We start from the raw sequence: 26,038 nt of genomic DNA on the forward strand, positions 1-26,038 counted from the left end.
AATCAATTGGCTTTTTCTTCTGATAAAAACTGGGAATCGTATAAATTCCGGTAGTAGCCGTCGCTTCTTCCGAGTAATTCGGCATGTGTTCCTTCTTCCACGATCAGGCCTTTGTCCATGACCACGATCTTATCGGCGTTGATTACGGTTGCCAAACGGTGTGCTATAACAATCGAAGTACGTCCGCTGGTCAGCGTTTCGGTCGCGTGCTGGATCATTTCCTCGGTGTGGGTATCGACAGATGAGGTCGCTTCATCAAGTACAAGAATTGATGGATTGCTCACATAAGCACGCAAAAAAGCTATCAACTGACGTTGGCCCGACGATAACATCGCGCCCCTTTCCTTCACATTATAATCGTATCCGTCCGGAAGGCTTTGGATGAATTCGTGTATGCCGATTTTTTTGGCGGCCGAAATTACTTCTTCGCGTGAAATGGCCGGATTGTGAAGCGTGATGTTGTGGAAAATACTATCTGCAAAAAGAAAAACATCCTGCAACACGACGGCAATCTGCTTTCTGAGCGAATCGAGTTTATAGTTGACGATGTTCTGTCCGTCGATTAAAATCTCACCGGAATCTATTTCATAGAACCGATTGAGCAAATTGATGATCGTCGACTTTCCGGCTCCCGTCGAACCAACGATCGCTACCATCTGTCCGGCTTTTACAGAAAGGTCTATTCCTTTGATGACTTCTTCTTTTCCGGTGTAGCTGAAATGGACGTCGCGGAAAAGAATTTCCCCGTTGAACGATGGTGCTTCGATCGAACCATTTTGCTGCACCTGGTCTTCGGTATCCAGAATCTCGAACACGCGATTGGCAGAAATCATCCCGAGCTGCATTTCGTTGAACTTATCGGCAATCTGCCGCAACGGGTTGAACAACATGCCAATGTACATGGTATAGGTGAACAAATCCCCGAACGTCGTGTTGAGATTGCCGCCAAGTATCAGGCTACATCCGTACCAAACCACTAAGCCCAACGTAACCGAGGAAATGATATCGGCGATAGGGAAGAAGATGGAGTTGTATAAAATGGTCTTGACCCAGGCGTGACGGTGTTTGTGGTTGATGTCACGGAATTTTTCGGCTTCGATGTCTTCCCGGTTGAACAACTGGACGATTTTCATTCCGGTCACGCGTTCCTGTACAAACGTATTCATATTGGCCACCTGTAGCCGCACTTCTTCAAAAGCCACCTGCATCTTGCGCTGGAAAATACGGGTAATGTAAACCAGTACAGGCATCGCCAGGGTTGCAATCCACGCCAGTTTCCAGTTCATCCAGAACATAAAGATCAATACGGCCACCATTTTCAGCAGGTCGCTGAAGATCATGAACAAGCCCTGGCTGAAGATACGGGCGATGGATTCAATGTCCGATACAGAACGCGTAATCAATTGTCCCACAGGAGCCATGTCGAAATACCGCATCTTGAAACTGAGCAAGTGGCGGAACAGTTTCATGCGGATATCTTTTACAATGTCCTGTCCGAGCACATTGGCCCAAAGCACAAAATAAAATTGCGACAATACCTCGAGCATCAGCACAAAACCCATGAGCGAGATGTATAGCAGCAGACCGTGTGCGTCGTGTGTCTTGATGTAATCGTCCACCGTACTTTTGAGCAGGTACGGACGCAACGCCGAGAAAATGGCAAGCCCTACCGCCGATGCAATCACACCGTAAAACAGCAGTCTGTAAGGTTTTGTATATTGAAGGATGCGCTTGAAAAGGCGCGTGTCGAATGCTTTTGCTTTCATTATTGGAGTCAACGGTCAACACGTAACGGTTAACGGTGTACAAAAATAGGGCATAATCGGCAATAACCAATATCCGTAAGCAGAGTCGGCAATAAAAAGTGATAACAAACCCGGGGCGCAACCGGACTGTGTGGAGTGCAGCGCAATAAAAATAAATAATAATGAGCCAATCCCGCCGCCGCTCCTAGTTGCTTTGTGCTATTTGTTTTCCAACTCGCGCCAGGAACTTCTGTTACGTGATTTGGCGTTTCGGGAAAATTACGGGGCAAAGGCAGCAAGCTTTATGCTCTATCGGGGCTAGGGCTGCTGTGTTAATTGGAATCATTTTACTGAATTTTTACGGTAATGGTTTTTGACTTGGTTCAAGTAATCCAAAGTCAGTTTTCGTTTCGATTTGTCTTTGAGACATGCTTTTAGGGTGGAATGATACGAATTGATAAATACCAGTTCGTTGTCGGAAAGATAATAGGATACGGTTTGCGGTTCGGTAATGTCGCTCTTTTCATAATCGCCCACAAGCGTCTTTGAATTTTCATTCCAGGAATACCGGACAAAAGTCGAATCGTCAATAATCCTGGCTTCGTTGCCAATAGAATCATACAATTCCTGGTAATATACCATCTTCAACGTTAAAGGAGAAGTCTTTTTCACGAATGTCTCAAGCCAATACATGCGTAAGCCCCATGGCCTTTGCAGATTGCCGTTTTCAAGTACGTTCAGTATCGGAATGAGTTGGTCATCGTAATATTTGTAGAAATAAAAATTGTATTGCCATATTCCGGTTCCGGTTCCAAAATTCTGTTTGTAGTAAATGATCGTTTTTCCGTCGGCGTCTTTGTAATGTTCCAGCTCGAGTCCGTAATGATGCTCGATGTTGTGTTCGGCCACGATTTTATTCTGCTTAAAGAAATAGATCCTGCAATTCCAGCCTGCATCCGGATAAGTCGGGCAAATGGCGTATTCATTCAAATCGGTTGTGCTTTTATCGAACGAAAACACCGTAATCGGAATTTTCCCGTTAACAATATAAGAGCTGTCATCTTGAATTTTCCCGAAAATGTTTTTTGCGGACTTCAAATCAAGAAACTTCTCAGTTCCTTTTACCTGTATGGCTTTCTTCAGTTTCAAAAAATCAGATTGAGCGATGGTTTTTTGAGGCTGTATTTGATTTTTAAAGGTAGAATCGGCTTTGAAAGATGCTTTCTGAATTAAATCAGAAGCAGGCAATCCTCCAACGCTGTCGAGAAATTTTTCGAGCTGGCTATCAGAATATCGTATGTCCTTTTTCCTGTCCGTTTCAGTCTTTTCAGCTTTGATTGAAGTAGAGGCGGAAGGAATCGCGCTATTTTGTTCCCGTTTCTTTCCACAACCTGACAAGATCATGACTAGGAGGTAACAGCATATGACTTTCAGTTTCAATTTATGGGTCATGAACTATTTTTCGTCTCTGGATAAACTTTTCTGTTACGCGATTTCCCGTTACGCTATTTTAAGTAACACAAAATTGCGTAACAAATTGTATATATCTAAAACCTTGAAGCCGCATTCAGGATAATCTGAAATTAAAGACGTACTTAGTGTCCTGTTGTAGAAAAATAGGAATTCTGAACATAGAAAAGGACTACTGACAAATCAGCCTACATAATCATAAGCGACCTTTGTCAGGTACAATCCTCTTGCAGGTACCGAAAATCCGGCCTTTGAACGATTCCGGCTTTCAATGATCGCCACGAATTCTTCAATCGTAGTCTTTCCCAAACCAACCTGTATCAGTGTACCCACTATTGCGCGTACCATATTCCTGAGGAATCTGTCGGCAGCTATCGTAAAAACCAACCGGTCGCCATGCCGAACCCATTCCGCATGGGAAATATGGCAGATGAACGTATGCACATCTGTATTGGTCTTTGAAAAACATTCAAAATCTTCATGAAGCAATAGCTGTCGTGCCGCAAGGTTCATCACTTCCACATCGAGCTTGCGGAAATAATACAGGCTCATGTTTTCAAGGAATACTTCTTTTTGGGTGTGTATGTGGTATTCGTAGGTTCGTTGGCGCGCATCAAAACGGGCATGGGCATCATCGGCAACCGCAAAAATGGAATGGATGGCAATATCCTGGGGTAAAAAAGAATTGAGTCTGTGGATCAGTTTTTTGGTCTCGAACAATCCGTCAAAATCAAAATGGGCGAACATCTGTCTTGCGTGTACGCCTGAATCGGTGCGACCGGCGCCAACAAGTTCCACCTCGGAACGCAACAAAAGAGAAACGGCGGTCTGTAAGGTTTCCTGAACGGTTTTGGGTGTGTCGGGTTGGGCCTGCCAGCCGAGGTAGTTTGTTCCGTTGTATGAAAATTCGATGAAGTAGCGCATGGGGTGCAAAGGTAGTTGAAAAGTCTGGGAGTTCGGAAGTTGGGAAGATCGGAAGATCGGAAGTCGGGAAAGTCGGGAAAGTTGGGAAAGTCGGGAAAGTTGGGAAAGTTGGAAGTTCGGGAGTTCGGAAGATCGGAAGTTGGGAAAGTCGGGAAAGTCGGGAAAGTCTGGGAGTTTGAGAGTTAGGAAGTTAAGAAGTTTGGAAGATTGGAAGTTTGGAAGATCGGAAAGTTGGGAAGTTTGTAATAGGAAAATACTAATTTAGCTTTTGATGATCCAGTAATCGACATGCCTGTCAAAATCCTTCTTCTTTCAGATACACACGGCCACATTGATGATGTCATCCTCAACTATGTTTCCCAGGCCGATGAAGTCTGGCATGCCGGAGACATTGGGAATTTATCGGTTACCGATTCCATAAAGGCATTGAAACCATTGCGCGCAGTTTATGGGAACATCGATGGAGCTGCGGCCAGGCTCGAATATCCGTTGGACAATACTTTCAAATGTGAAGGAATGTCCGTGCGGATCACTCATATTGGCGGTTATCCGGGAAATTACGCACCTGGAATCACAAAGGAACTCGCCGCCGAAAAACCGGATATTTTCATCAGCGGCCATTCACATATATTAAAAGTGATGTTCGACAAAAAGCTGGATTTACTTCACTTGAATCCCGGCGCTGCAGGTAAAAGCGGATTTCATCAGGTTCGTACGATGCTTCGGTTTGTGATCGATGGAAAGGACATCCGCGATATGGAAATCATCGAATTAGGAAAGCGGGGCTAGCGGTATCGGCAATGAGATATGTATCGAGGTTCCTGCACCCGGTTTGGAATCGATATTGATTTTTCCTTTCATGGCCGCGACCCTGGCTTTGATTTGGGTCAACCCGAAGCCGTCCGATGAAGTATCTGAACTGAAACCGTTCCCATTGTCGGAAATAACAACGGAAAGCTGGCCTTCGTCAGCCCCGATTTTTACAAACGCTTCCGTGGCCTTACTGTGCTTTACGACATTGTTGATCAGTTCTGATGTGATGAAAAACACCTTCATTTCAAATTCGGCATCGAATCTTTTTTGGGCTTCCTGCGCCATTTGGGCCTTTATGGAAAGGGTATCGGTGGAATTGCGTTCACTCAAATCGTTGACAGCATAAGCAAGACCGAATTTGGAAAGCAGTACCGGCACAAGCTCGTGCGATAATTCCCTTACGGTTTCATGCGCCATCCCTATTATTTCGCGAACCTTTGAAACACCGGCCGATTTATCCGGATTGCCAGCCGAGAAAGCGCTCAACTGTAAAGACGCCGAACTCAGCATAGCACTGATGTTGTCGTGGAGCACGCCCGCTATTTTGTGTCGCTCGGTTTCCTGTCCGTCAAGCGTAGCACCGAGAATCTGCTGCTGGGTTTCGTTTTGGAGCAACTGCAGCTTGTTCTTTTGCTTGAGGCGGGTGTTCTGCATGTAGAAATAGAAAAGGATCAGCGTGAGGATGAGCACTGCAAGGATGATAAGCATGATCTTATTCTTTTTGGCAAATCCGTCTTCTATTTTCTTGATTTTGTATTTGCTTTCGATGTTCCACACCAATCGATCCCTATCGGCGGCATATGCTTTTTCTTTGATAGCGATCGCTTTATTGAGATAGGTTATGGCTTCATCAGGATGACCTGTTTTTTCAAGGATTTCAGAATAGGTATGATAAAAATTTGCCATGGCCGAAGAAGTCGTATCGGAAGCGTGATCCTGGAAATATTTATCATAAATTTTTTTAGCGGCAGCATAATTCTTAAAGGGCTTAACGTAAAATGCCGCCGCATTCATTGATGCATCTTCTATAATTTGCGGATTAGCGGTTCGGTTAGCATAATAGACAGAGGAATCAAGATATTTTTTACCGATATCATATTCCTCGAATTCAAAATAATAGGCGCATATATTGGTATGGGCGCGATGGAATTCTGAATTATCCTTTGTCTTTTTCGCATATTTATAGATTCGGTCAGAAAAATATTTTGAGCTGTCCCGTACATGCATCATAAGATAGCTGTAGAAAATACTTTGCTCACATCGCGAAATCAGGCTGTCGTTATGCGTCTGCAAGCTTAATTGCCAGGCAGAGCGCATATATTTCATAGATGCCCTGTAACTTTCGGATTTTGCAAATATGGCCCCGATTCGGTTTCGAATCATAACCTGGGGAACCAGCAAATTTGCCTGTTCGACTTTCCTTAGGCCTTCGAATAATAATTTGTGGGAAGCTTCCGGATCATTTACAAGTACATACATTTCCGCATGCGCTATAAGGCATTTTGTGTAGGAAAGATATTCTTTGTTCCTCCAGGCTTTTTCGCAGAATCGGTTGGCAAAATTTCTTGCACCTACATAATCATACTTGTCTATGTATATCTGAAGCGAATCTGGTGAAGATGTCGCGTGACAGGGTAATGCCAATGAAATCAAAAGGCATTGTAATACTAGTATGACAGAGGTTCGCCCCAAGATTATATCGTGACCACCATGGTTGGTTTTTTATAACTTATCCCATTGCAAATCTGGTCAAAACCTACTTCAATGCCCGTAGCGGTACCGGTAAAAGTGAGTTGTTTGGTTATCATTGTGGGAGAAGGTACCTGGCCGCTCGGAAGCGTAACTTCTATAGTGTTTTTACCAACGCCGGTTATTTTTTTGCACGTGCAATTGTTAGGCATGTCAAATTCCACCAAATAGTCATATCCTGAGTTTTGGTAGCTGATACTGTAATTTGTGATTAGGTTCATAATGTTTGGTTTTAGGGGTTGATCAATTGGTGTTTTATTGCATATTTTACAAGGCCGACTGTAGACTTTACATTGATTTTCTTCAATAGGTTCTTGCGATGGCTTTCGACAGTATGGAAACTGATGAACAGGAATTCACTTATCTGTTTTCCGCTGTATTCCAACGATAGCAATTTCAGTATTTCAATTTCACGTTCGGTAAGAGGCAGGTTGTAGTTAGGACCAGAAGAGTTGATTTTCGGATTATTTCCTGCAAACGAGTTGAATATTTTTTCACGTACGGTCTTGCAGAAATATTCTTCGCCACGTTGAACCGCCTCAACTGCTTCGATGATATTTTCGCCTGCGCATTGTTTGGTCAGGTAACTACTGGCTCCCAGTTTCATTACCTCTCGGATAAGCTTGATTTCGTCATAACTTGAAAGGACAATGATGCGGAAAGGCTGGGGCAGGGCGGCAAATTCCTTTAATACTTCTATTCCGTCGCGCACAGGCATATTGATATCCATCACAAGTATGTCTGCGTTGGAAGCTGTCGCTTTTTGGATCAGGTCTTCGCCATTCATGGCTGTGCCGACAATTTCGAACTCAGGTGAGTTGCCTAAAACTGCTACTAAGCCATCAAGCAACAACTGATGGTCGTCGGCCAGGTAAATTTTGATTTTGGAATGCATGTGGTGTTTGTTCCCTTCAAATCTAAACAATTTAATGCTGTTTATGTATCCCTATATTCAGGGATATTTCAACAAAAAAACCCGGAATTTACATCCGGGTTTTCTTCGCACTAATAAACTAAGTTTCATTGGATTATCTCAATCTGTCAACAGATTTTACGAGATCTTCATCCTTTTTTATGGCGCGGTTTGCCAAAACAAGCAAAACGATGGAAATAAAAGGAAGGAACATCCCAATACCTTTCTCTGAAACGTTAGCCGCTTCTCCAGATAGATTTAGTGACCGATACAGAAACAATCCCAACAAAATTAAATTTAATATGATATTCAGCCTGTCAATGACAAACTGATGCTGTCTTTTTTGATAGAACAATAACGCCAGAAGCGCCAATGTTGCTGATAATCCGAATAATGAAGAATACGTGAGGGAAGAGGCGAAATAAAAATCCTTTCCGTCAGTTTTCCAAAGCGGGAACACAAAAGGTAAAACTCCGGCCACAAGGAGGACCAAAAAAAGATAAACCGTTTGTATGCGTTGTATCATTACCTGAATTATGATCGCAAAAATAATTTTTCTTTTTTTATAATTCTAGTTGCAAATCAAATTTATTTGTAATATTGCAGTAAGGAAGCCGAAAGTACTTCACCATGCGGCAACCTTTTAATACTCACCTTGTATTTTACACTCCTTTCAAATTAACCCCATCTTTTTTTGATGTTAGATAGTTCCGTACTAAAAGAAATGAAGCTGCCAGAGCTTCAGGATCTTGCCAAGCAACGCCGTATTAAATTCAATGGCGTCAAAAAGGAAACCCTTATAAACCAGATTCTGGACCATGATGCTTCGGCTTCATCAAACGGATCTGAAAAAAACGCCGAAACACGACAAAAACGGGCGAGAATCACGTCTGATAAAAACCAGTCTCCAACTCCCGAACCTGTTGTCGCTGAGCAAACTTTGCCATTTCCTGAACCAAATCAGGCTCCGGAAGAAAACCAGCAAAAAAAGCGCGGTCGCAAGCCCGGTTTCAAACTGAATAAAAATCAGCCGCAGGAAGTCAGGGTAGAAGCTGCTGCACCTATTTCGGTTCCTGAAGAAAAAGCTCCGGAAGTTGTTGCTTCACAATCGCCTGAAACACCTGTCGAAAAACCTCAGCAGAAATTCCAAAAGCAACAGCAACAACAACGTCATCAGCATAATAACCAAAACCAGAATAACAACGGAAACGGAAATGGACAACAAAACGTCCAGAATCCTGGAAATCCGGGCTTTCAATATCAGAAGTTCAAGGATAAGAAAACCACAAATTACCGCGATTCAGATTATGAATTCGACGGAATCATAGAAAGTGAAGGCGTACTTGAGATGATGCCGGACGGATATGGTTTTTTACGTTCGTCCGATTATAACTATCTCGCATCTCCGGATGATATTTATCTTTCAACGTCACAAATCCGCTTGTTCGGATTGAAAACCGGCGATACCGTGAAAGGTGTAGTTCGTCCGCCGAAAGAAGGAGAAAAATTCTTTCCGTTGGTTCGTGTCCTCAAAATCAACGGGCATGATCCGCAAGTGGTTCGCGACAGGATATCGTTCGAGCACCTGACTCCGGTTTTCCCTACCGAAAAATTCAAGTTAGCCGAAAAACAAAGCACTATATCCACACGTATCATTGACTTGTTTTCCCCAATCGGGAAAGGCCAGCGCGGTATGATTGTCGCCCAGCCCAAAACGGGTAAAACCATGCTTTTGAAGGATGTAGCCAATGCGATCGCGGCGAATCATCCGGAGGCATATCTGCTTGTACTCCTTATAGATGAACGCCCGGAAGAAGTCACCGACATGCAGCGTAGTGTCCGTGGAGAAGTTATCGCCTCAACGTTTGACCGCGAACCACAGGAACACGTAAAAATTGCCAATATCGTCCTTGAAAAAGCGAAGAGACTTGTGGAATGCGGGCACGATGTCGTTATCCTTCTCGATTCGATCACACGTCTGGCCAGGGCATACAATACCGTTCAGCCTGCATCCGGAAAAGTACTTTCAGGTGGTGTCGATGCCAACGCGCTACAAAAACCGAAACGTTTCTTCGGGGCTGCACGGAATGTTGAAAATGGCGGTTCATTGAGTATCATCGCGACCGCACTTACAGATACGGGCTCCAAAATGGACGAAGTGATCTTCGAGGAATTCAAAGGAACAGGTAACATGGAGCTACAGCTCGACCGTAAAATTGCTAACAAACGTATTTTCCCGGCTATCGATCTTATGTCTTCGAGTACCAGACGCGATGATTTATTACTTGATGATACTACGTTACAGCGTATGTGGATCATGCGTAAGTATCTGTCTGATATGAATCCGGTGGAAGCGATGGATTTCATTAACGACAGATTTAAGAAGACCCGTAATAATGAAGAATTCCTGATTTCGATGAATGATTGATAATCTTCTGAAGCAACCATAAAAAATCCCGGAATCATTCAGGTTCCGGGATTTTTTATTCCTGATATTTTCAGATTTAGTTGACGATGACTTTCCGGACAACTTCTGAACCTGAAGCTTTCAATTGCATCAGGTAAAACCCTTTTGGCAGATTTCCGACAGAAAACACATGGTTGGAAAACACCGGATTTTCAAAGGATTGGATTAATTGTCCGTTCACGGAAAATATCTTTATGTTTTCCACGTCAATCTCACTGCTGATATTTACGATTCCATTTGAAGGGTTCGGAAATACGGAAACCGATTGTGTCCAACTTAAATCCTGTGTTCCAAGGAAAGGCCAGCGATTCTGTGCGACAGGTCCGCCCCAAATCAATGTTGCCAGGTATGGATTATCGATAAACGGATTGCGGTTGCCTTGTCCGTAGGTATTATTGGCATTTCCAAGATAGGTGTTTCTGGCATCTTCATACACCGATACCGGATCTTCGGCATTCCATTGAAGAAACAGTTCGGGCATATTATTGTCTGTAGAAACGGTTGATCCTACACCCACATTGGTCGGAAGGCATTGGGTGCCATATCTGAGATACATATACATGATGATACGCGCCACATCGCCTTTCCATTCATCACCCGGATACCAATTGGTCCCGGTTTCGAATGAATTTCCGCTTCCGGCAAAGAATTTATCGTTGTCGCGGTCGGCATTGCGTTTTTTGTCGCAGGCACGCAGGTTGTGCGCATCGCCTCCGGGACCCGTGGTTCCCAAATCCGGGTTTCCGAGTGCTTTTGGGAATGTATGTTCCCGATTCCATAAACACGATGCTGCGGTTCCATCGTCTTCCATATCCGTGTTACGCGTGCGGTGGTCTTTGTCATCGGATGAAGATGTCGGACAGGTGTTCGGACTGAATCCGTATAGCAACAATAAATTGGTATGTGTCGGATCTGTCGGATCGAGGTCGGTCACTTTGAGCGCACTTTTTGCCTGTGCGTAAGTGAGTTCATGGGTGTGGGTCGTTGTAATCTTCGTCGCCAGAGCCGATTTGAGAGGCATACCGGTCTGGGTGAAGTCAAAACCATTGTAATACGGAGATGCCGGGGCGCCATCCTGCGCAAAAGCGACCTGGACTATTGCCCAAACCGCAAGGGTAAATTTCAATTTCATGAAAAGGATTATGAGTTTTTTTTATGTAAGAGTGCCATGTAGAACCCGTCGAAACCGGATTCGGACGCCAGGATGCTTCGATCCTGTATCAATTCGAAGTTTTTACCGGCATCTGTGGCCAGAAAACGGCTAACCTGTTCCTGATTCTCAGATGGGAGAACCGAACATGTAGCATAAACCAATTTGCCTCCCGGTTTGACCATTCGGCTGTAACTTTCAAGCACGTCTGCTTGTACTTTTCTGATGTTGTCTATGAATTCAGGCTGGAGTTTCCATTTGGCATCGGGGTTTCTTTTTAAGACACCCAAGCCGCTGCATGGCGCATCAATCAATACCCTGTCGGCTTTTTCCTGAAGTTTCTTGATGACTTTGGTTGAATCAATGATTCGGTATTCAATATTAAAAGCGCTGTTTCTTTTAGCGCGGAGTTTCAGTTGCTTGAGCTTGCTTTCGTACAGATCCATAGCTATCAACTGGCCCTTGTTCTGCATTAGCGAAGCCAAGTGAAGCGTTTTTCCTCCCGCACCCGCACATGCATCGACGACCCGCATTCCGGGCTGTACGTCAAGCAATGGTGCTACGAGTTGGGAACTTGCATCCTGTACTTCAAAAAGACCTTCTTTGAACGCATCGGTAAGGAACACGTTCGCGCGTTCTTTGAGAACTAAAGCATCAGGTTGATTGTCGAGGAATTCTGTTTCGATGTTCAGATCCATCAATAGGGCCCGAAGCTTTTCACGGGTCGTTTTAAGCGTATTGACACGTAAAATTACTTTAGCAGGCTGATTCTGGGCTGCGATTTCCCTGTTCCAGGTTTCTTCACCCAATTCGCTGATCCCCACTTCGTCAATCCAATCGGGAATCGACTCACGAAATTTGCGGATTTTGCTCAGTTCATCGAACCGGCCTTTGATTTTTCTTTCCGGCGTTCCCTGAAGTTGTGTCCAATCCGGAATCGGGTAACCCCTCAAAACGGCCCACACCCCGAACATACGCCACAGGTTTTCCCGGTTGAACGGTTCTTTGACCTCGGCAATTTCAGCATAAAGACGCTTCCACCGGACAATCTCATAAATGGTTTCTGCTACAAACTTACGGTCGGCGCTTCCCCACCGCTTGTCCTTTTTAAGGGCGCGGGCAACTACTTTATCGGCGTATTCACCTTCATTGAAGATGGCGTTGAGTGAGTCGATCGTAGTGTAAACAAGGTTGCGGTGAAGTCTCATGTGCTAAATTGGGACGGCAAAGATAGTTAATATTCTATCTTGAACATTATCTGTACGTTATTAATGTTCCTGCTTGGAATTGCTGTAAACCCGTGTCAATGAAATTTTTTCGGGCGGATGCAGCACCAACGGGAACTTTTCTACTTTTACCGAACTACTGTCAAGACCGAAAGCTTTTTCTTCGGACAGGCTCAGCTTCTTAAATAAGAAGTAGGTGTTCATAATGACTTTTTCGTCAAAACGGAGATCGCTGTCGTTCGAAAGGAATTTTTCAGACAGGACGAACTTGAAATCACCAATGATATTGTTTTTGTTCAATGATTCATATCGGCTGGTAACATCGACTTCGCCTTTTTGCACCATATCGCGCAACACCTCACGGAACATCATGCTGATTTTGGTCGATTCACGGAAACCGATGTTGAAATCGATGCGGAACAAGTCGTCTTTGATGACTTCGGTTACTTTATATTCGGTCCGATACGGTTCATTGAGGATATTTACGTGGACAAACCAATAAATATCGGCTCGTTTCGGGCGTTTCTGTAAAATCGAAATCATTACTTTTTCTTCGATTTCATCAGTCCGGCTCGCATTGGTCATGTATACCAAGTGCGTAGCATATTTTGGGATAGACAAATCGACGCTGAGTTCCGCCATGACCTTTTTGTAATGCTCGATCTTGACGAATTTGGTATAATTCTTAGAAATTTTCTTGGCACGGAACCAGGTTGCCATGATTCCTATGAGTACACAGGTAATGAAAAGCGACACATAACCACCGTGTGCAAATTTGTTCAGGTTTGCAAAAAGGAAACAGAATTCAATGACCAGGTAAACCGTGATTATAGGGGAGAAAACATACCACGGAAGCCGCTTCATTATCATATAATAATTGAGCAAAATGGTCGTCATTATCATACATAAGACAATTGCCAAACCGTAAGCCGCTTCCATATTACTCGATTCACGGAAATGCAACACTACGCCGACACAGCCAGCCAGTAATAACCAGTTGATCGATGGAATATAAAGTTGGCCTTTGAGTTCCGTAGGGTATTTGATTTTGACTTTTGGCCAGAAACTCAGTCGCATGGCCTCATTGATAAGTGTGAAAGAACCTGAAATCAACGCTTGGGAAGCAATTACTGCAGCCATTGTAGCTATGATGATCCCAGCGGGCTGGAACCAATCTGCCATTATGAGATAAAATGGATTTCCGTAATCACCTCCAAGAGATTGAAGTGTTTCACCTTCGTGTTGTATTAGCCAGGCAGCTTGTCCGAAGTAGTTCAGTACCAACATCGCTTTTACAAAAATCCAGCTGATGCGGATGTTCTTGCGTCCACAGTGACCCATGTCTGAATATAACGCTTCAGCTCCTGTGGTACAAAGAAAAACGAACCCGAGTACGTAAAAGCCATCGGGATGTATCTGTAATAAATGTATGGCATAATACGGGTTCAGTGCTTTAAAAACAGCTAAATGTCCCGTGATTTGTATAACGCCCAAAACACCAAGCATCACAAACCAGATGAGCATCATAGGGGCAAAGAACTTACCGACAAGCTTGGTTCCGAATTGCTGTATAGTGAACAAAATCACCAGAATTGCAATAACTATCGGGACAGTATTTATCTCCGGATAGAATGTCCGTATACCTTCGACTGCCGAAGAAACCGAGATGGGAGGTGTAATGATTCCGTCTGCCAGTAATGCGCTTCCTCCAATGACAGCAGGAATGATAAGCCATTTGACCTTGGTACGCCTTACTAATGCGTATAAGGCAAAGATTCCACCTTCGCCATGGTTATCGGCGCTTAGGGTAATGATTACGTATTTGATTGTGGTTTGAAGTGTCAGTGTCCAGAATATGCAGGAAATTCCTCCTAGAACTACATCTGCATTTATGGGGTGATCGCCTACAATGGCTTTCATAACATAGAGGGGAGAAGTGCCTATGTCACCGTAAATGATCCCCAAAGTAATCAATAAACCTGCAAAAGTCAGTTTATTGTGGAGACCGCTGTGTTGTGCATTCATTTATCTTTCCGTCGAATTACGATGCAAATTTATGACTATTAGGGCAATGTTATTCTGTAAATGCCCCTTTTTTGAAAAAGCATAAAAAAAGCACCCTGTTACGGATGCTTTGATTTTCGAGGTTTTATCTTCTTCTTCCACCACCTTCATTACCACTTTGCCTTTGGGGAGCGGCCGATTGTTGCTGAACCGGGGCTGAACGTTGCGGGCTGCTCACCTGTGTACGCTGTGGCTGTTGTACTGCCGGAGCCGAACGTTGCGGGCTACTGACACTTCTTTGTTGTGTAGGAGCTGAATAAGAACGCGGAGTACTTTGATTCGGGACCGATTGTCTTGTGTTTTCACGCGGTGTGCTTACAGGTTGGCTAACGGTTGACCGAACCGGAGCAGATTGTGGGATTTTGGTTTCATTTCGCACGGAACGATTCGGTTGTAAATCCTGGTTTCTGACAGATGTATTATCACGTGCTCCGGTATTTTTAACTGTTGCAGACGGTGTTTTTGTCCTGCTTACTGTAGTCGACAAATTGGATTTTCTTGTATTTCCGACAGATGCTGAATTGTTTCGTTGTGAATTCCTTCCGTTTACATTGGCAGTCGTGTTTCTTCCGGATGGAGCAGATAGCGTGTTGCGGGAATTTCCCCGGGAACGATCCAAATCATGACGATTGGTCATACCTGCATTCCTGGTTTCAAAACCACGTCCGGGATTTCTGGTTTCCCAGCCGTTTCCACGATACGGTCTTGTAATTGCGGCCACATTACGCACATTCCTGACATTGACATAGTTGTATGTGTTGTGGATATTTATGTGGTTGTGAACGTGGTTGTGGTATCTGTAAACGGGAATCGGAGCCCAATAATGATAGTATGACGGATAGTAACCCCAGTACCAGCTTGAAATATATGGTCTGTAACCAATCACCCAAAAAGAAGAGTAAATGTAGGGAGTAGTGACGTAAACCGGTTGGTAGATATAATTAGGTCCGTACAGATAAGAATCACCTACAACCTGAACCTGGATATCAGAACCCGTCTTTTCGACTTCTACGGTTGCAACGTCCTGATAGACATCTTTGTCAAGTACCGATTGGATAATCACAACGTGGATATTGTTCTCTGTAGATTCAATAACCCGCAGGTAATCGACCTGGTTGTCGCCATTAAGGTCAAGATTGGAGATTTGGAGGGAAGGATCGTTCAGCTTTTGTTCAAATTCTTCCAGATTTCTGGATTCCCCAAAGAGGGAAGCGACAGCGCGCAAGTCTAAGTTATCGCTGATATCGTAATTCTTTGCCGTTACCGTAGTACGGTCCTGGGCAAAAAGTTGGCCTGAACTTAGGATCAGAGCCAGTGCGAAGGTAAAAATCGAAGTTTTCATAATGGTATTGGTTATTTCTTGAAGTGCCGATTCCAAACACTGTGCCACCGGATTTAAAATTGCGACTCACATGGCCCAGATGCGTATCTTTATGATTTATTTAGCTTTTATGAGATTTTTGATACTAGCGGCTGTTTGGCTGTCAATGCTTATTCCTATTAAGGAAAACCCATCATTTGAACTGGATCAGTCGGTTCAGGTCGATACAATTTTCAAAGGCAATTTCGGATGCCGTGCTTTGGCCCTCGACGGAAACAGACTGTGGTTTGCAGCAACGGGTTCGAGATATGGTTTCATCGATCTGGATAAAAATATCAGCAGTGAAAACAAATTGGAACCCGACACACTTGATCTGCGAAGCATCGCCATAACCAAAAACAGTGTATTCCTTTTAAACGCAGGAAGTCCTGCATTTCTTTTTGAGGTCGGGAAAGACGGAAAGCAGAAAGCCCAGCGTCATTCAGATTCGAATAAGAAAACATTCTACGACAGCATGAAATTCTGGAACGACCGCGAAGGAATTGCCATTGGCGATCCGGTTGAAAATTGCCTGTCCATATTGATTACAAGAGATTCAGGTAAAAACTGGCATAAGATCGATTGTAGTTTGTTGCCCAAAATAAACAATGGAGAAGCCGCATTTGCATCGAGCAACACCAACATTTCGATTCACGGAAACAATGCGTGGGTCGTGAGCGGAGGCAGTCATTCACGTATTTTCCACACCTCAGATAAAGGCAAAACCTGGAAAGTATTCGATACGCCAATTGTAAAAGGAGAAAGAATGACTGGGATTTTCACCTCTGATTTTTACGATTCCAAAACCGGCTTTGTTGCTGGTGGCGATTATTCCAAACCCACAAGTAACGTCAATAACAAAGCCATGACTCTTGATGGTGGGAAAACCTGGAAAGTCATGGCTCAGGATAAACCTTTCGGGTATGCTTCGTGTATTCAATATGTTCCGGGAAGCATGGGCAAAAAACTATGGAGCGTGGGGGCAACGGGATTGTTTTATTCTGAAGATTCAGGCGAAACATGGAAATTGATGCTCAACGATTATACGCTTTACACCCTTGTCGTCAAAGACCAAACTACTTTGTTTGCTGCGGGAAAGAACAAAATTGTAAAAATCACGTTGAAACCTTGATCATTTATCGCGTTTCTTTCGGTATTGCTGTAAAAGCTTGCGGTTAAAATCTTCCTCGGCCTTTTTAAGAAGGATTATCTTTTTTGCCGGAATGATGGTTTTCAAATCGGCGATAAGCTTTTTCTTGAGCTGATATAAATCGGCTTCCGTTTCTTCCATCTGGCCCAACATAGTCACCGCTTCTTTTTCGGTCATTGTTTCCAGAGAACCGTCGTTCATCCGGTCTTTATAAGCTTCCATTTTTTGCTGACGCAGTGCGAATTGATCGTCTTCGAATTTATTATAGACAGGCCAGAATTTCTGGGCTTCGGCAGTCGTGAGGTCAAGTGCATCGGTAATGAATGCCACCTTGACCGATTTGAGTTCTTCTTTTTTCTCCTTCAGCAAACGGCCGCCCTGGGCGAAAAGGGCAGAGGAGAACAACAGACAGAGTACTGGGATTAAAATTTTAGTTTTCATATAGGCTATTCTGTTAATATAGGTTCAAAATCGGGATTGTCAGAAATGAATGCTTCGATGTCTTTGTCTTCTACGGGAAGTTCTGTCTGAATGGCACGGATGTCTTCGGTATCAAGAACATTGAGCAAATCGAATTGATTGAGCGAAGTCTGATAAGCCAGATAGTTTTCAAGGACTTCATGGTCCGGAACATCATCGACCGATTTCTCAAGGAAAAAAGCGGTTCCGAGTGCGATGACTATCATCGCCGCCGTTGCATACATCCATATTTTGCGGCGATACAAGGGAATAATGCGTGTTTCTTTTGCTTCCGGCAGTTCGTTTATGCGTTGCATGATACGGTCTTCAAGCGAATCGAAGTAACCTTCGGGTGTCTTAAAACCGATGTTTATTTTTTTGGTTTCGTCAAGTTTAAATTCTTTCATGGTCAATTGCGTTCACGTGTGACATAATCTTCTATTTTTTTTACGGCGTGATGGTAAGATGCTTTCAAAGCACCAACCGATGTGCCAAGTATTTCCGACATCTCTTCGTATTTCAGTTCCTCGAAATATTTCATCCGGAAGACGAGTTTCTGTTTATCGGGCAGCTTTTCGACTGCTTCAAGCAGTTTTGTCTGGATTTCATCGCCATCAAAATACGTATCGGCTTTTAAATTCTGGAAAGTCCTTTCGTGAGAAGCTTCATCTCCAATTCCGGTTTTCCTTTTCTTTTGCCTGATGAACGTCAGGGCTTCATTCGTCGCGATCCGATACACCCAGGAGAACAACCGGCTTTCGCCTTTAAATCCTTTGACGTGCTGGAAAACCTTTACGAATGTGTTCTGTAATACGTCATCGGCATCATCATGATCGATGACTATGGACCTGATATGGGAATAAAGCGGCCGTTTATACTCACTGATGAGTTCACGGAAAGCCACGTCCTGTGTGGCCGGATCCAATAATTTCGCTACGATTTCCCTGTCTTCCAAAATCATGATTCGCGGCCTTTGATACGGTTTGGAAAGAAAAGTTTAAATCATTCGGCTAATTTATCTCGCAGTGTCGCGAACCGTAGCGGCTGGACGTTGGACTGGAAGTGTTGGAGTCTGGACCAAAGTTGAATCTGTTACGACATGTTCATCATACACGCCAACGGGATAATACAGTTCTGTAATCCATTGGGAAGGCCGGTTTGTTTGGTTGATTCCTTTTGTTATGACTTCTATCCAACGGTATTTTGGCAATGCAACTAAATTGTTCGCCGTAAGATATTCAGTGGCTTTCTTTCGTGCTTCGGGCAAATGTGATAAATCTCCGGTAAGGGTTACTTTGGCACAACTCATTTTTGGAATTTCGGCATATTGGATGTCGCTTCCGTCAGAAATGTGGACTTCTTCGGCAATGGGCATGCAGACAGAAAAACGGCAATGATTGTTAGGGCCGTCATATCTGTCATAAATCACAAACGGATTTCCGGCCGCTTCGAGCTTGTTCTTTTTGAAAAAATAATACATCTTGGCCAACATGATCCGGATATTCGATGGTGCGAGATCAATTTTACTTGAAATGGTTTGTTGCAGATAACCGACCGAAGCCAGGTCTTTGATTCCATTCGGGATAACCTTGAAAGTCGCTATTTCCTTTTGAAGTGTTTTGTCAAGGTCGATAAGGCTTTGTTCCGATAGTGCCGAAATCAGTTTTTCAATCCCACCTTCCGCAACCGCCTTCACCTTATACATGAAGCTCATACGGCCTTTCCCACGCCAGGTCACTTTTGTCCCGCCGACCGTATCCTTGAATTTCCACGAAATGTCAGATAAAGCCCCGTTGAATTCCATGCGCTGGAAAAGACTGTCGTTTTCCTTTACGTATAACGTTTTTACTTTTCCGTCGCCTTCGGAAGATTCCCATGAATAGGATGCCCCTTTACCAGATGTCATTGCCGGATAATCGAACCTCGCTTCTTTTTTATTGATGGGCCACGTACCGAAATTTTCCCAGTTCCTGAAATCGCTGGCGTAAGAGAATACGACCGGTCTTGGTAAATTGATGATCCGGCTTCGTTCGACCGAAAATGTTCCCTTTGAAGTGGCGACGAAAACACTGACCGAAATCAGGAAAAGCAGCAATAATAGAAACAGGTATTTCAGGATGCGCATATTGGCCGCCGGTTAAAGTTGTATGGTAAATGTAAGCAACGACAGATGAAAATCAAAGCCGATAATCAGTGTTTCAGATAGCCTTTGATAAAAAATAAAAAAGCCACAAAAAGCAAAAATGCAATCAGCACCCGATAGCTTCCTTTGTAAAAAGTCTTATGCAATGAGGCATCACGACGGTAAACCCAAATGGTCGCACCAACAAAGACGACAATAAAAACCAATGCGAAAATGAGTTGGCCCTCTGAAAACATTGTGTATAATTTTGGCGCAAAGGTACAGATTCACATAGATTTTACGGCTAATTTCACCACGTAAAAGTTATAATCATGAAAAACCAGATAGATGCCGTAAAGGCTTTCCATACATCATTCGGATTAGGATATAAAGAAGCACCGACCTCTGAACTGACACCCGAAAAAGTCATGCTTCGGTTCAATTTGATGAAAGAGGAAAACGAAGAATATCTCGAAGCGGCACAAAACGGCGACCTTATAGAAATTGCCGATGCATTGGGTGACATGCTTTATATTTTGTGCGGAACCATAATCGAACACGGCCTGCAATACAAAATCGAGGAAGTTTTTGCCGAAATCCAACGCAGTAACATGAGCAAGCTCGGGGCAGATGGAAAACCAATCTATCGCGAAGATGGAAAAGTGATGAAAGGGCCTGATTATTTCAAGCCCGATTTCACCAAAATATTGTTGTCTGAAAGCTAGACTTTAACTGTCCAGCCAAAAGGATCTGAATCGATTTTGTATTGAATGTCCGTAAGTTTTTCCTTTAGCATTGCGGCAAAGGAATTTTCGAGTTTCGGAAGTTCGTAATACATATCGGCATAACTAAAACCTACGATTGGATTGACTACGGCCGCAGTTCCGGCTCCGAATACTTCTTTCAGAGATCCGTCTTTTTGCGCATCGACAAGTTCCGTGACCAATACGGAGCGCTCCTCAACCTTTATGTCAAGGCTACGCGCGAGTTGTATAAGACTTTTTCTGGTGACACCGTCAAGGATACGCTCGCTCGTAGGTGCTGTGTAAAGTGTGTCGTTGATACGGAAGAAAACGTTCATGGTCCCTGCTTCTTCCAATTTGGTATGCGTGGCGTCATCGGTCCAGATGATTTGCTGGAAACCTTTTTCGTTAGCCAATTTGGTAGGGTAGAATTGAGCCGAATAATTACCGGCAGCTTTTGCAGCCCCAATCCCGCCATTTGCCGCACGGCTGAAATGTTCGGCTATGATGACTTTGACTTCACCTGAATAATAAGATTTGGCAGGTGAAAGGATAATCATGAAGCGGTATTGCGTAGACGGAGCAGCGACGACTCCGGTTCCGATTGCAATCATAAAAGGCCGTATATATAAGGTATTGCCTTTTCCTTTTTTGACCCAATCGCGTTCGAGGTCTATGAGTTGCTTCATGCCCTCAAGGAACAAATCGTCCGGGACTTCCGGCATGGCCAAACGCACCGCCGATTTATTGAAGCGCTCGAGGTTTTGTTCGGGACGGAACAACCACACCTCGTCATTGTCATCCTTATATGCTTTCATACCTTCAAAAATAGCCTGTCCGTAATGGAAAACTTTTGCCGAAGGATCGAGCAACATAGGCTCATACGGCTTTATGATTGGCTTTTCCCAGGCACCGTTCCTAAAATCACAGCTCAACATATGATCGGTGAAAATGTTGCCAAAAACCAGGTTTTCAAAATCGACGGAACTAATCTTGGACGAGTCTGCCTTTAATACTTCAATAGCGTGTGTTGTGTTTGGGTTCATTCAAGTGGTATTATGACAAAACGAAGCTCACATTTCCATTCTGTCACTGAATTACAGACACTATTATCTGTCACGGGCTAAAATACTAAAAATCCTAAGATTGGGTAGGGCAGATGTCCAATAAATTTAACTTTTGGCGATGCTTCAAAAAACAATAATCATCTTATTTACTGGAATGCAGCCGTTAAACCAGATAAAAAATGTTTTAGGTTCAGCCAAACTCGTTATTTTTACGACCGAAAAATCTGAAAGATCGAAATATGAAAAAAATAGTATTTGCCTTGTTGCTTGGAACTGTAATCGTATCGTGTAAAAAAGAAAGTACGCCCGCTCCGGATCAGCCAATGCAGACGGAAGCCGACACCGTTAAAAAAGATACCGTTGCGTTAATGGAGAAGACTTCGGGTAAATTACTTGCCATGAACTTTCCGGTACAGGAACCGAAATATGCTTCATTCGGTAAAAAGATCACCGCTGATAAGGCCTTGGATCAATCGGCTATGCTAAAAAAGTATGAAGGGTTGAAAAAAGGCGATACGATCCAGGTGAAATTCAAATCCAAAGTGACCAGCGTCTGCAAGAAAAAAGGCTGCTGGATGAAGATGGATCTGGCGAAAGGAAAGGAAACATTCGTTCGTTTTAAGGATTATGAATTCTTTGTTCCGCTGAATTCAGATAATTCAACTGCAATCGTAAGTGGCAAAGCTTTTATTGATGTGGAAACTGTCGAGGAATTGAAGCATTACGCAAAAGACGGTGGCAAATCCCAGGCTGAAATCGATAAAATCACCCAGCCAAAAACTACCTATGCGTTCATGGCTGATGGCGTACTTATGCAGGAATAATGCGGATTACACTAGTACTTATCATTTCTTTTGACTTGCTGGCTTCCTGTTCTAAAAAAGCCGAAACTACACCAAAATCAAAAGAAATGAAGAGCAAATTCGAAATGTACGAGATGAGTGAAATGTCTCTCGTCATGGAGCAGATGTTCGCAGATAACCAAAAGCTTCGCAACGAAATCATCGAAGGAAAAAAGCTTGGTGAAATGCCGGTACATTTCCAAAAGATCCATAGTGCGGCTATGACTGACCCGTCTGAAAATGATGCTTTTTTCAAAACAAAGGCGAAGGTTTTTCTTGAGGCGCAGGCCCAAATCTATTCAGATACCGAAAATGCGAAAGAACATTTCAACGCATCGGTTACGGCCTGTATCGACTGCCATAAAGTAAAATGTATGGGGCCGGTTTCAAGGATCAAAAAACTGTACATCAAGTAGTGAAGCGCGAAGTCATTACCACGGCGGACGGATCGGTAACATTGCGGCTGCCAGATTGGGATGAAACCTATCATTCCAAACACGGAGCCATCCAGGAAGCAGTACACGTATTCATTTCCAAAGGATTGGATTTGTTCCAGGGTAAACCGGTCAGCATTCTGGAAATTGGTTTCGGAACCGGACTTAATTGTTTCCTGACATATCTGCACACCAAAGATTGGAACGTTCCTATTGATTATACCGGAATCGAAGCTTATCCCGTTTTGGAGTCGGAGGCTACATCACTGAATTATCCGGAACTTGTGGGAAATGGGCAATACGAAAGGCAATTTCAACTTATGCATGTATCAGATTGGGAAAAATCAGTCGATATATCTGACACCTTTAAGTTGACAAAATTGCAGATGAAATTCGAAGACATACATCTTAAGGAGCAATTCGACCTGATTTATTTCGATGCTTTCGGATTCCGCGTGCAGCCTGAGCTCTGGAGTGAAAGTATATTCCAAACCATGTCCGAAGCCTTAAAAAAAGACGGCGTTTTAGTCACTTATGCGGCCCGGTCCGTTATCCGTAGAAATCTTAAAGCAACAGGATTTTCTGTTGAAACGTTACCCGGCCCACCAGGAAAGCGAGAAATGACAAGAGCTGTAAAGCTTTAAAAAATTATATTTTTTTTAACAATTTCATTTGTTATAATCGCACTGTTTGTGCGGTTTGGTAGAATTTAACGCAATCCAGCCTTGTTAATTAACGGAAACTCCACGTGTCATCGATTAATTTTTTAATTACATTTGGCTATCACGAAATCCAAACTCATTTAACCTGTATTGATCGTATGAAAAAAACCATGATTGCTTACACTAAAGAGATTCTGGAAAGAGTCAGTTTTGATCCCGATCTTTTCCGTAAGGAATTGCAAAAAGCCCTCAAATCATTATTGCCATACGAAGTTGAACAGCTGAGAGACTGGCTGTTGAATTTTACCCAAGGCAAACCCGAACTAAGGCAATGCCTGTTATATGTAAAGAAATAAATTGAGAAGGAGTATAAAAGCTCCTTTTTCTTTAGTTCAATTTAATTTTGAAAGAAAAATCTTTCTTAAATTATTTATAAATGCATTTCGCCGATAAAAAATACATTTAATCGGTTAAAAGTGATATGTGTTAAAGAAAACTTATGTAGATTTATCTCACGTTCAACCAAAGAAACCCCAAAACCCTATCCATATGCCCCGAATGATCTACGATTACACCAAATCCAGACTCGAAAGGGCAAGTACAGATCCGGCAAGGTTCGTGAGAAAACTAAAAAACGCCGAGAAAGTCTTGTTGCCTTATGAGCTTGAAATGCTTAAGAAATGGCTTGATTATTACACCAGCCAAAAACCAGAACTCAAAGATTTTGTCTTTGCACATTAACTAAAAAAGAGGAGAACCTACGCTCCTCTTTTTTATTTTTTAGAAAGAGGGCTTATGATTTCGACATCATGAAAAGCAATCGCACCTTTTACAACACCATTGATTACAGATCGCAAAGCTTCAATAATGTGCAGTTTCAATTCCGATTTCGGGAAAATGAGACTGACTTCACGTGCCGGTTTCGGGTCGCGGAACTGACGCAGTTTTTCACGGTTTTTATCGTTTAAATCCAACGTATGTAAATAAGGAAGAAGCGTTATTCCCAAGCCTTCGTCGGCCAGTTTGATCAGGGTTTCAAAACTCCCGCTGGCAATCTCGAAAGCCGGCGGATGAATGTTGTCACGTCTTTGGCATAAATTCAAAATGCCATCACGGAAACAGTGTCCGTCCCGCAACAAAAGGATTTCATTGGGGTCGAGTTGATTCGGGTCGATTGTTTTCTGTGATGAAAATTCATGTTGTTCAGGTACGTAAACCACGAATGGTTCATAATAGAGAACGAGTTCCTTTATCTTTTCGTCTTCAAGCGGAGTCGCGGCAATGGCGGCGTCGAGGTGATTGTTGTGGAGTTTGGTCAATATTTCCTCCGTGTTCAGTTCTTCAATTATCAGGTTTACTTTCGGATATTTTTTGATGAAAGAATTCAGGAACATCGGAAGCAACGTAGGCATAATCGTCGGGATGATGCCCAATCTGAATTCCCCGCCTATAAAACCTTTCTGCTGATCAACAATGTCTTTGATACGAATTGATTCATTGACGATATTTTTTGCCTGGGTGACAATCTTGTTCCCAATTTCGGTCAGTTGGATGGGTTTTTTGCTGCGGTCAAAAATCAGGATTCCCAGTTCGTCCTCAATTTTCTGGATCTGCATGCTCAATGTGGGTTGGGTGACGAAACATTTTTCGGCGGCAAGCGTGAAATTGCGATGTTCCGCAACAGCGAGTACATAGGTGAGCTGGGTGATTGTCATGATTGTAAATTTTGGTTAAAAATAAGAAAACGATAGCTTTTATTTATTGAAATGACCAATTATAATTGTAATTTTAGGTGCCGAAAAATCAAAAACAAAAGCAACATGAAAACCAATATGTTAGGCCTTCCGGTCAAAGAATCAGGTGTTATTGCAGATGAACTCAATACACTTTTAGCAAACTTCCAGGTGTATTACCAAAACCTCAGAGGCATTCACTGGAATATCCGCGGCAAGCGTTTCTTTGATCTTCACGTCAAATTCGAGGAATTATACAATGATGCCCAACTCAAAATCGATTTGATAGCTGAACGTATCCTGACCATCGGTGGAAAGCCACTCCACACATTCGAAGATTACATCAAAGAAAACCAGCTTGAAATCGGGAAAAATATTTCAGAAGATGTCAAGGCAGTACATTTGGTCGTTTCGTCATTGACAGGATTACTTAAGATTGAGCGCCCTATTCTAGCTAAATCTGCGGAAATCAATGATGAAGGAACAAATTCCATGATTTCAGATTTCATCGTCGATCAGGAAAAAACAATCTGGATGATGAACGCTTGGCTCGAAGAATCGCTTTAAGCCGTTAATTTTACATTAAAACATACAAGAGGGCTTGGTTTGTAAGGTCGTTCCGCTATTTTTGCAACTATGCTGCACGCGGTAAGACTTATGACGGCCCTTTTTGTTTTCTTCCTGGCAACGCCAACACTTGTCAGCGTCATAAAAAAATCCTGCGATACTACTTGTTTCTTCAGCATGAACGAAGAAGAAATTGCATTAAAATCTTTCAATGAGCTTAAAGCCGATTTCCCGCAGCCTATACAATATGTTTTTTCTTTTTTTCCTAAGCAGGCACAACGCAGTGTATTCTGGTATCTGATCCAGGATTGCCTTACACTGCCGGCACAAATTTTATCTCCTCCACCAGAATTGGTCTGATTGTTACGTGTACGAATG

The 26,038-nt window shown here is 43.2% G+C and carries 29 protein-coding genes; 11 read left to right on the forward strand and 18 right to left on the reverse strand.

The window, feature by feature from the left end:
* Positions 1-2: 2 nt before the first annotated feature.
* The 3 genes from G6047_RS04600 to truA form a co-directional block, all read right to left on the reverse strand.
* Positions 3-1,766, reverse strand: a complete 1,764-nt coding sequence (locus tag G6047_RS04600) for an ABC transporter ATP-binding protein (RefSeq protein ID WP_169526310.1) — start codon at positions 1,764-1,766, stop codon at positions 3-5.
* A 321-nt stretch (positions 1,767-2,087) separates the two neighbouring features.
* A complete protein-coding gene (locus tag G6047_RS04605; RefSeq protein ID WP_169526311.1) occupies positions 2,088-3,197 on the reverse strand; it encodes a hypothetical protein in 1,110 nt (369 codons plus the stop codon).
* A 201-nt stretch (positions 3,198-3,398) separates the two neighbouring features.
* Positions 3,399-4,139: a tRNA pseudouridine(38-40) synthase TruA gene (gene truA / locus G6047_RS04610; RefSeq protein ID WP_169526312.1), complete on the reverse strand. Its 741-nt coding sequence runs from the start codon at positions 4,137-4,139 to the stop codon at positions 3,399-3,401.
* 288 nt (positions 4,140-4,427) lie between these two features.
* Here truA and G6047_RS04615 point away from each other — a divergent pair, with 288 nt between their 5' ends.
* The gene (locus G6047_RS04615; protein ID WP_169526313.1) at positions 4,428-4,928 is read left to right on the forward strand and encodes a metallophosphoesterase family protein; all 501 of its coding nucleotides are present in this window, start codon (positions 4,428-4,430) and stop codon (positions 4,926-4,928) included.
* Here the strand turns inward: G6047_RS04615 and G6047_RS04620 are convergent.
* The 4 genes from G6047_RS04620 to G6047_RS04635 form a co-directional block, all read right to left on the reverse strand.
* Positions 4,911-6,596 (reverse strand): sensor histidine kinase, encoded by a 1,686-nt coding sequence (locus G6047_RS04620; protein WP_169526314.1) that lies wholly within the window; start codon positions 6,594-6,596, stop codon positions 4,911-4,913. The two genes, G6047_RS04615 and G6047_RS04620, sit on opposite strands and share 18 nt — an antisense overlap.
* Before the next feature lie 50 nt (positions 6,597-6,646).
* The gene (locus G6047_RS04625; RefSeq protein WP_169526315.1) at positions 6,647-6,922 is read right to left on the reverse strand and encodes a hypothetical protein; all 276 of its coding nucleotides are present in this window, start codon (positions 6,920-6,922) and stop codon (positions 6,647-6,649) included.
* Between the two features lie 11 nt (positions 6,923-6,933).
* Complete coding sequence (locus tag G6047_RS04630; RefSeq protein ID WP_169526316.1) at positions 6,934-7,596, reverse strand: response regulator transcription factor; 663 nt, start codon at positions 7,594-7,596, stop codon at positions 6,934-6,936.
* Between the two features lie 133 nt (positions 7,597-7,729).
* The gene (locus G6047_RS04635) at positions 7,730-8,140 is read right to left on the reverse strand and encodes a DUF4293 family protein (protein WP_169526317.1); all 411 of its coding nucleotides are present in this window, start codon (positions 8,138-8,140) and stop codon (positions 7,730-7,732) included.
* 171 nt (positions 8,141-8,311) lie between these two features.
* Here G6047_RS04635 and rho point away from each other — a divergent pair, with 171 nt between their 5' ends.
* Positions 8,312-10,042 carry a transcription termination factor Rho gene (rho, locus tag G6047_RS04640; protein ID WP_169526318.1) on the forward strand — a complete coding sequence of 577 codons (1,731 nt, stop codon included), beginning with the start codon at positions 8,312-8,314 and terminating at the stop codon, positions 10,040-10,042.
* Between the two features lie 76 nt (positions 10,043-10,118).
* Here rho and G6047_RS04645 read toward each other — a convergent pair whose 3' ends face one another.
* The 4 genes from G6047_RS04645 to G6047_RS04660 form a co-directional block, all read right to left on the reverse strand.
* Positions 10,119-11,213 (reverse strand): endonuclease, encoded by a 1,095-nt coding sequence (locus G6047_RS04645; RefSeq protein WP_169526319.1) that lies wholly within the window; start codon positions 11,211-11,213, stop codon positions 10,119-10,121.
* 8 nt (positions 11,214-11,221) lie between these two features.
* Positions 11,222-12,439, reverse strand: coding sequence for an RsmB/NOP family class I SAM-dependent RNA methyltransferase (locus G6047_RS04650; RefSeq protein WP_169526320.1), 1,218 nt, complete (start codon positions 12,437-12,439; stop codon positions 11,222-11,224).
* Between the two features lie 60 nt (positions 12,440-12,499).
* Positions 12,500-14,482, reverse strand: coding sequence for a KUP/HAK/KT family potassium transporter (locus G6047_RS04655; RefSeq protein ID WP_169526321.1), 1,983 nt, complete (start codon positions 14,480-14,482; stop codon positions 12,500-12,502).
* A 124-nt stretch (positions 14,483-14,606) separates the two neighbouring features.
* Positions 14,607-15,863, reverse strand: a complete 1,257-nt coding sequence (locus G6047_RS04660; RefSeq protein ID WP_169526322.1) for a hypothetical protein — start codon at positions 15,861-15,863, stop codon at positions 14,607-14,609.
* Between the two features lie 109 nt (positions 15,864-15,972).
* Between G6047_RS04660 and G6047_RS04665 the strand changes: the two genes are divergently transcribed.
* Complete coding sequence (locus G6047_RS04665; RefSeq protein WP_169526323.1) at positions 15,973-17,013, forward strand: WD40/YVTN/BNR-like repeat-containing protein; 1,041 nt, start codon at positions 15,973-15,975, stop codon at positions 17,011-17,013.
* Here G6047_RS04665 and G6047_RS04670 read toward each other — a convergent pair whose 3' ends face one another.
* The 5 genes from G6047_RS04670 to G6047_RS04690 all read right to left on the reverse strand — a co-directional run bounded on the left by G6047_RS04670 (position 17,014) and on the right by G6047_RS04690 (position 19,869).
* Positions 17,014-17,472 (reverse strand): sensor of ECF-type sigma factor, encoded by a 459-nt coding sequence (locus tag G6047_RS04670; protein ID WP_169526324.1) that lies wholly within the window; start codon positions 17,470-17,472, stop codon positions 17,014-17,016.
* A gap of 5 nt (positions 17,473-17,477) precedes the next feature.
* Complete coding sequence (locus G6047_RS04675) at positions 17,478-17,897, reverse strand: hypothetical protein (protein ID WP_169526325.1); 420 nt, start codon at positions 17,895-17,897, stop codon at positions 17,478-17,480.
* A 2-nt stretch (positions 17,898-17,899) separates the two neighbouring features.
* The gene (locus tag G6047_RS04680; protein WP_169526437.1) at positions 17,900-18,448 is read right to left on the reverse strand and encodes an RNA polymerase sigma factor; all 549 of its coding nucleotides are present in this window, start codon (positions 18,446-18,448) and stop codon (positions 17,900-17,902) included.
* A 57-nt stretch (positions 18,449-18,505) separates the two neighbouring features.
* Positions 18,506-19,615 carry an SRPBCC family protein gene (locus G6047_RS04685; protein ID WP_169526326.1) on the reverse strand — a complete coding sequence of 370 codons (1,110 nt, stop codon included), beginning with the start codon at positions 19,613-19,615 and terminating at the stop codon, positions 18,506-18,508.
* A 65-nt stretch (positions 19,616-19,680) separates the two neighbouring features.
* Positions 19,681-19,869, reverse strand: a complete 189-nt coding sequence (locus tag G6047_RS04690; protein WP_169526327.1) for a hypothetical protein — start codon at positions 19,867-19,869, stop codon at positions 19,681-19,683.
* Positions 19,870-19,944: 75 nt separating this feature from the next.
* Between G6047_RS04690 and G6047_RS04695 the strand changes: the two genes are divergently transcribed.
* Positions 19,945-20,337: a pyrophosphohydrolase domain-containing protein gene (locus G6047_RS04695; RefSeq protein ID WP_169526328.1), complete on the forward strand. Its 393-nt coding sequence runs from the start codon at positions 19,945-19,947 to the stop codon at positions 20,335-20,337.
* On the opposite strand, the gene G6047_RS04700 is transcribed toward G6047_RS04695, so the two are convergent.
* A complete protein-coding gene (locus tag G6047_RS04700) occupies positions 20,334-21,401 on the reverse strand; it encodes a branched-chain amino acid aminotransferase (RefSeq protein WP_169526329.1) in 1,068 nt (355 codons plus the stop codon). The genes G6047_RS04695 and G6047_RS04700 overlap by 4 nt on opposite strands.
* Positions 21,402-21,661: 260 nt before the next feature.
* Here G6047_RS04700 and G6047_RS04705 point away from each other — a divergent pair, with 260 nt between their 5' ends.
* The 5 genes from G6047_RS04705 to G6047_RS04725 all read left to right on the forward strand — a co-directional run bounded on the left by G6047_RS04705 (position 21,662) and on the right by G6047_RS04725 (position 24,101).
* Complete coding sequence (locus G6047_RS04705) at positions 21,662-22,246, forward strand: DUF4920 domain-containing protein (RefSeq protein ID WP_235946495.1); 585 nt, start codon at positions 21,662-21,664, stop codon at positions 22,244-22,246.
* An 86-nt stretch (positions 22,247-22,332) separates the two neighbouring features.
* Complete coding sequence (locus G6047_RS04710) at positions 22,333-22,680, forward strand: hypothetical protein (protein WP_235946496.1); 348 nt, start codon at positions 22,333-22,335, stop codon at positions 22,678-22,680.
* Positions 22,680-23,342 (forward strand): tRNA (5-methylaminomethyl-2-thiouridine)(34)-methyltransferase MnmD, encoded by a 663-nt coding sequence (gene mnmD, locus G6047_RS04715; protein WP_169526330.1) that lies wholly within the window; start codon positions 22,680-22,682, stop codon positions 23,340-23,342. Before G6047_RS04710 ends, mnmD begins: the two co-directional genes overlap by 1 nt.
* A 176-nt stretch (positions 23,343-23,518) precedes the next feature.
* A complete protein-coding gene (locus G6047_RS04720; protein ID WP_169526331.1) occupies positions 23,519-23,716 on the forward strand; it encodes a hypothetical protein in 198 nt (65 codons plus the stop codon).
* Between the two features lie 193 nt (positions 23,717-23,909).
* The gene (locus G6047_RS04725) at positions 23,910-24,101 is read left to right on the forward strand and encodes a hypothetical protein (protein ID WP_169526332.1); all 192 of its coding nucleotides are present in this window, start codon (positions 23,910-23,912) and stop codon (positions 24,099-24,101) included.
* A gap of 32 nt (positions 24,102-24,133) precedes the next feature.
* On the opposite strand, the gene G6047_RS04730 is transcribed toward G6047_RS04725, so the two are convergent.
* Positions 24,134-25,075: a LysR substrate-binding domain-containing protein gene (locus tag G6047_RS04730; protein ID WP_169526333.1), complete on the reverse strand. Its 942-nt coding sequence runs from the start codon at positions 25,073-25,075 to the stop codon at positions 24,134-24,136.
* A gap of 105 nt (positions 25,076-25,180) precedes the next feature.
* Here G6047_RS04730 and G6047_RS04735 point away from each other — a divergent pair, with 105 nt between their 5' ends.
* Positions 25,181-25,660, forward strand: a complete 480-nt coding sequence (locus G6047_RS04735) for a Dps family protein (protein WP_169526334.1) — start codon at positions 25,181-25,183, stop codon at positions 25,658-25,660.
* 177 nt (positions 25,661-25,837) lie between these two features.
* The gene (locus G6047_RS04740; RefSeq protein ID WP_169526335.1) at positions 25,838-26,020 is read left to right on the forward strand and encodes a hypothetical protein; all 183 of its coding nucleotides are present in this window, start codon (positions 25,838-25,840) and stop codon (positions 26,018-26,020) included.
* The last annotated feature ends 18 nt before the right edge of the window (positions 26,021-26,038 follow it).

This window comes from Flavobacterium silvaticum, from assembly GCF_012911565.1.
GTDB lineage: Bacteria > Bacteroidota > Bacteroidia > Flavobacteriales > Flavobacteriaceae > Flavobacterium > Flavobacterium silvaticum.

Bases quoted from the DNA above. Each gene is read 5' to 3' on its own strand.
- G6047_RS04600 (WP_169526310.1), bottom strand. From the start codon at position 1,766: ATGAAAGCAAAAGCATTCGACACGCGCCTTTTCAAGCGCATCCTTCAA.
- G6047_RS04605 (WP_169526311.1), bottom strand. From the start codon at position 3,197: ATGACCCATAAATTGAAACTGAAAGTCATATGCTGTTACCTCCTAGTC.
- truA (WP_169526312.1), bottom strand. From the start codon at position 4,139: ATGCGCTACTTCATCGAATTTTCATACAACGGAACAAACTACCTCGGC.
- G6047_RS04615 (WP_169526313.1), top strand. From the start codon at position 4,428: ATGCCTGTCAAAATCCTTCTTCTTTCAGATACACACGGCCACATTGAT.
- G6047_RS04625 (WP_169526315.1), bottom strand. From the start codon at position 6,922: ATGAACCTAATCACAAATTACAGTATCAGCTACCAAAACTCAGGATAT.
- G6047_RS04630 (WP_169526316.1), bottom strand. From the start codon at position 7,596: ATGCATTCCAAAATCAAAATTTACCTGGCCGACGACCATCAGTTGTTG.
- G6047_RS04635 (WP_169526317.1), bottom strand. From the start codon at position 8,140: ATGATACAACGCATACAAACGGTTTATCTTTTTTTGGTCCTCCTTGTG.
- rho (WP_169526318.1), top strand. From the start codon at position 8,312: ATGTTAGATAGTTCCGTACTAAAAGAAATGAAGCTGCCAGAGCTTCAG.
- G6047_RS04645 (WP_169526319.1), bottom strand. From the start codon at position 11,213: ATGAAATTGAAATTTACCCTTGCGGTTTGGGCAATAGTCCAGGTCGCT.
- G6047_RS04650 (WP_169526320.1), bottom strand. From the start codon at position 12,439: ATGAGACTTCACCGCAACCTTGTTTACACTACGATCGACTCACTCAAC.
- G6047_RS04655 (WP_169526321.1), bottom strand. From the start codon at position 14,482: ATGAATGCACAACACAGCGGTCTCCACAATAAACTGACTTTTGCAGGT.
- G6047_RS04660 (WP_169526322.1), bottom strand. From the start codon at position 15,863: ATGAAAACTTCGATTTTTACCTTCGCACTGGCTCTGATCCTAAGTTCA.
- G6047_RS04665 (WP_169526323.1), top strand. From the start codon at position 15,973: ATGAGATTTTTGATACTAGCGGCTGTTTGGCTGTCAATGCTTATTCCT.
- G6047_RS04670 (WP_169526324.1), bottom strand. From the start codon at position 17,472: ATGAAAACTAAAATTTTAATCCCAGTACTCTGTCTGTTGTTCTCCTCT.
- G6047_RS04675 (WP_169526325.1), bottom strand. From the start codon at position 17,897: ATGAAAGAATTTAAACTTGACGAAACCAAAAAAATAAACATCGGTTTT.
- G6047_RS04685 (WP_169526326.1), bottom strand. From the start codon at position 19,615: ATGCGCATCCTGAAATACCTGTTTCTATTATTGCTGCTTTTCCTGATT.
- G6047_RS04690 (WP_169526327.1), bottom strand. From the start codon at position 19,869: ATGTTTTCAGAGGGCCAACTCATTTTCGCATTGGTTTTTATTGTCGTC.
- G6047_RS04695 (WP_169526328.1), top strand. From the start codon at position 19,945: ATGAAAAACCAGATAGATGCCGTAAAGGCTTTCCATACATCATTCGGA.
- G6047_RS04700 (WP_169526329.1), bottom strand. From the start codon at position 21,401: ATGAACCCAAACACAACACACGCTATTGAAGTATTAAAGGCAGACTCG.
- G6047_RS04705 (WP_235946495.1), top strand. From the start codon at position 21,662: ATGAAAAAAATAGTATTTGCCTTGTTGCTTGGAACTGTAATCGTATCG.
- G6047_RS04710 (WP_235946496.1), top strand. From the start codon at position 22,333: ATGAAGAGCAAATTCGAAATGTACGAGATGAGTGAAATGTCTCTCGTC.
- G6047_RS04720 (WP_169526331.1), top strand. From the start codon at position 23,519: ATGAAAAAAACCATGATTGCTTACACTAAAGAGATTCTGGAAAGAGTC.
- G6047_RS04725 (WP_169526332.1), top strand. From the start codon at position 23,910: ATGCCCCGAATGATCTACGATTACACCAAATCCAGACTCGAAAGGGCA.
- G6047_RS04730 (WP_169526333.1), bottom strand. From the start codon at position 25,075: ATGACAATCACCCAGCTCACCTATGTACTCGCTGTTGCGGAACATCGC.
- G6047_RS04735 (WP_169526334.1), top strand. From the start codon at position 25,181: ATGAAAACCAATATGTTAGGCCTTCCGGTCAAAGAATCAGGTGTTATT.
- G6047_RS04740 (WP_169526335.1), top strand. From the start codon at position 25,838: ATGAACGAAGAAGAAATTGCATTAAAATCTTTCAATGAGCTTAAAGCC.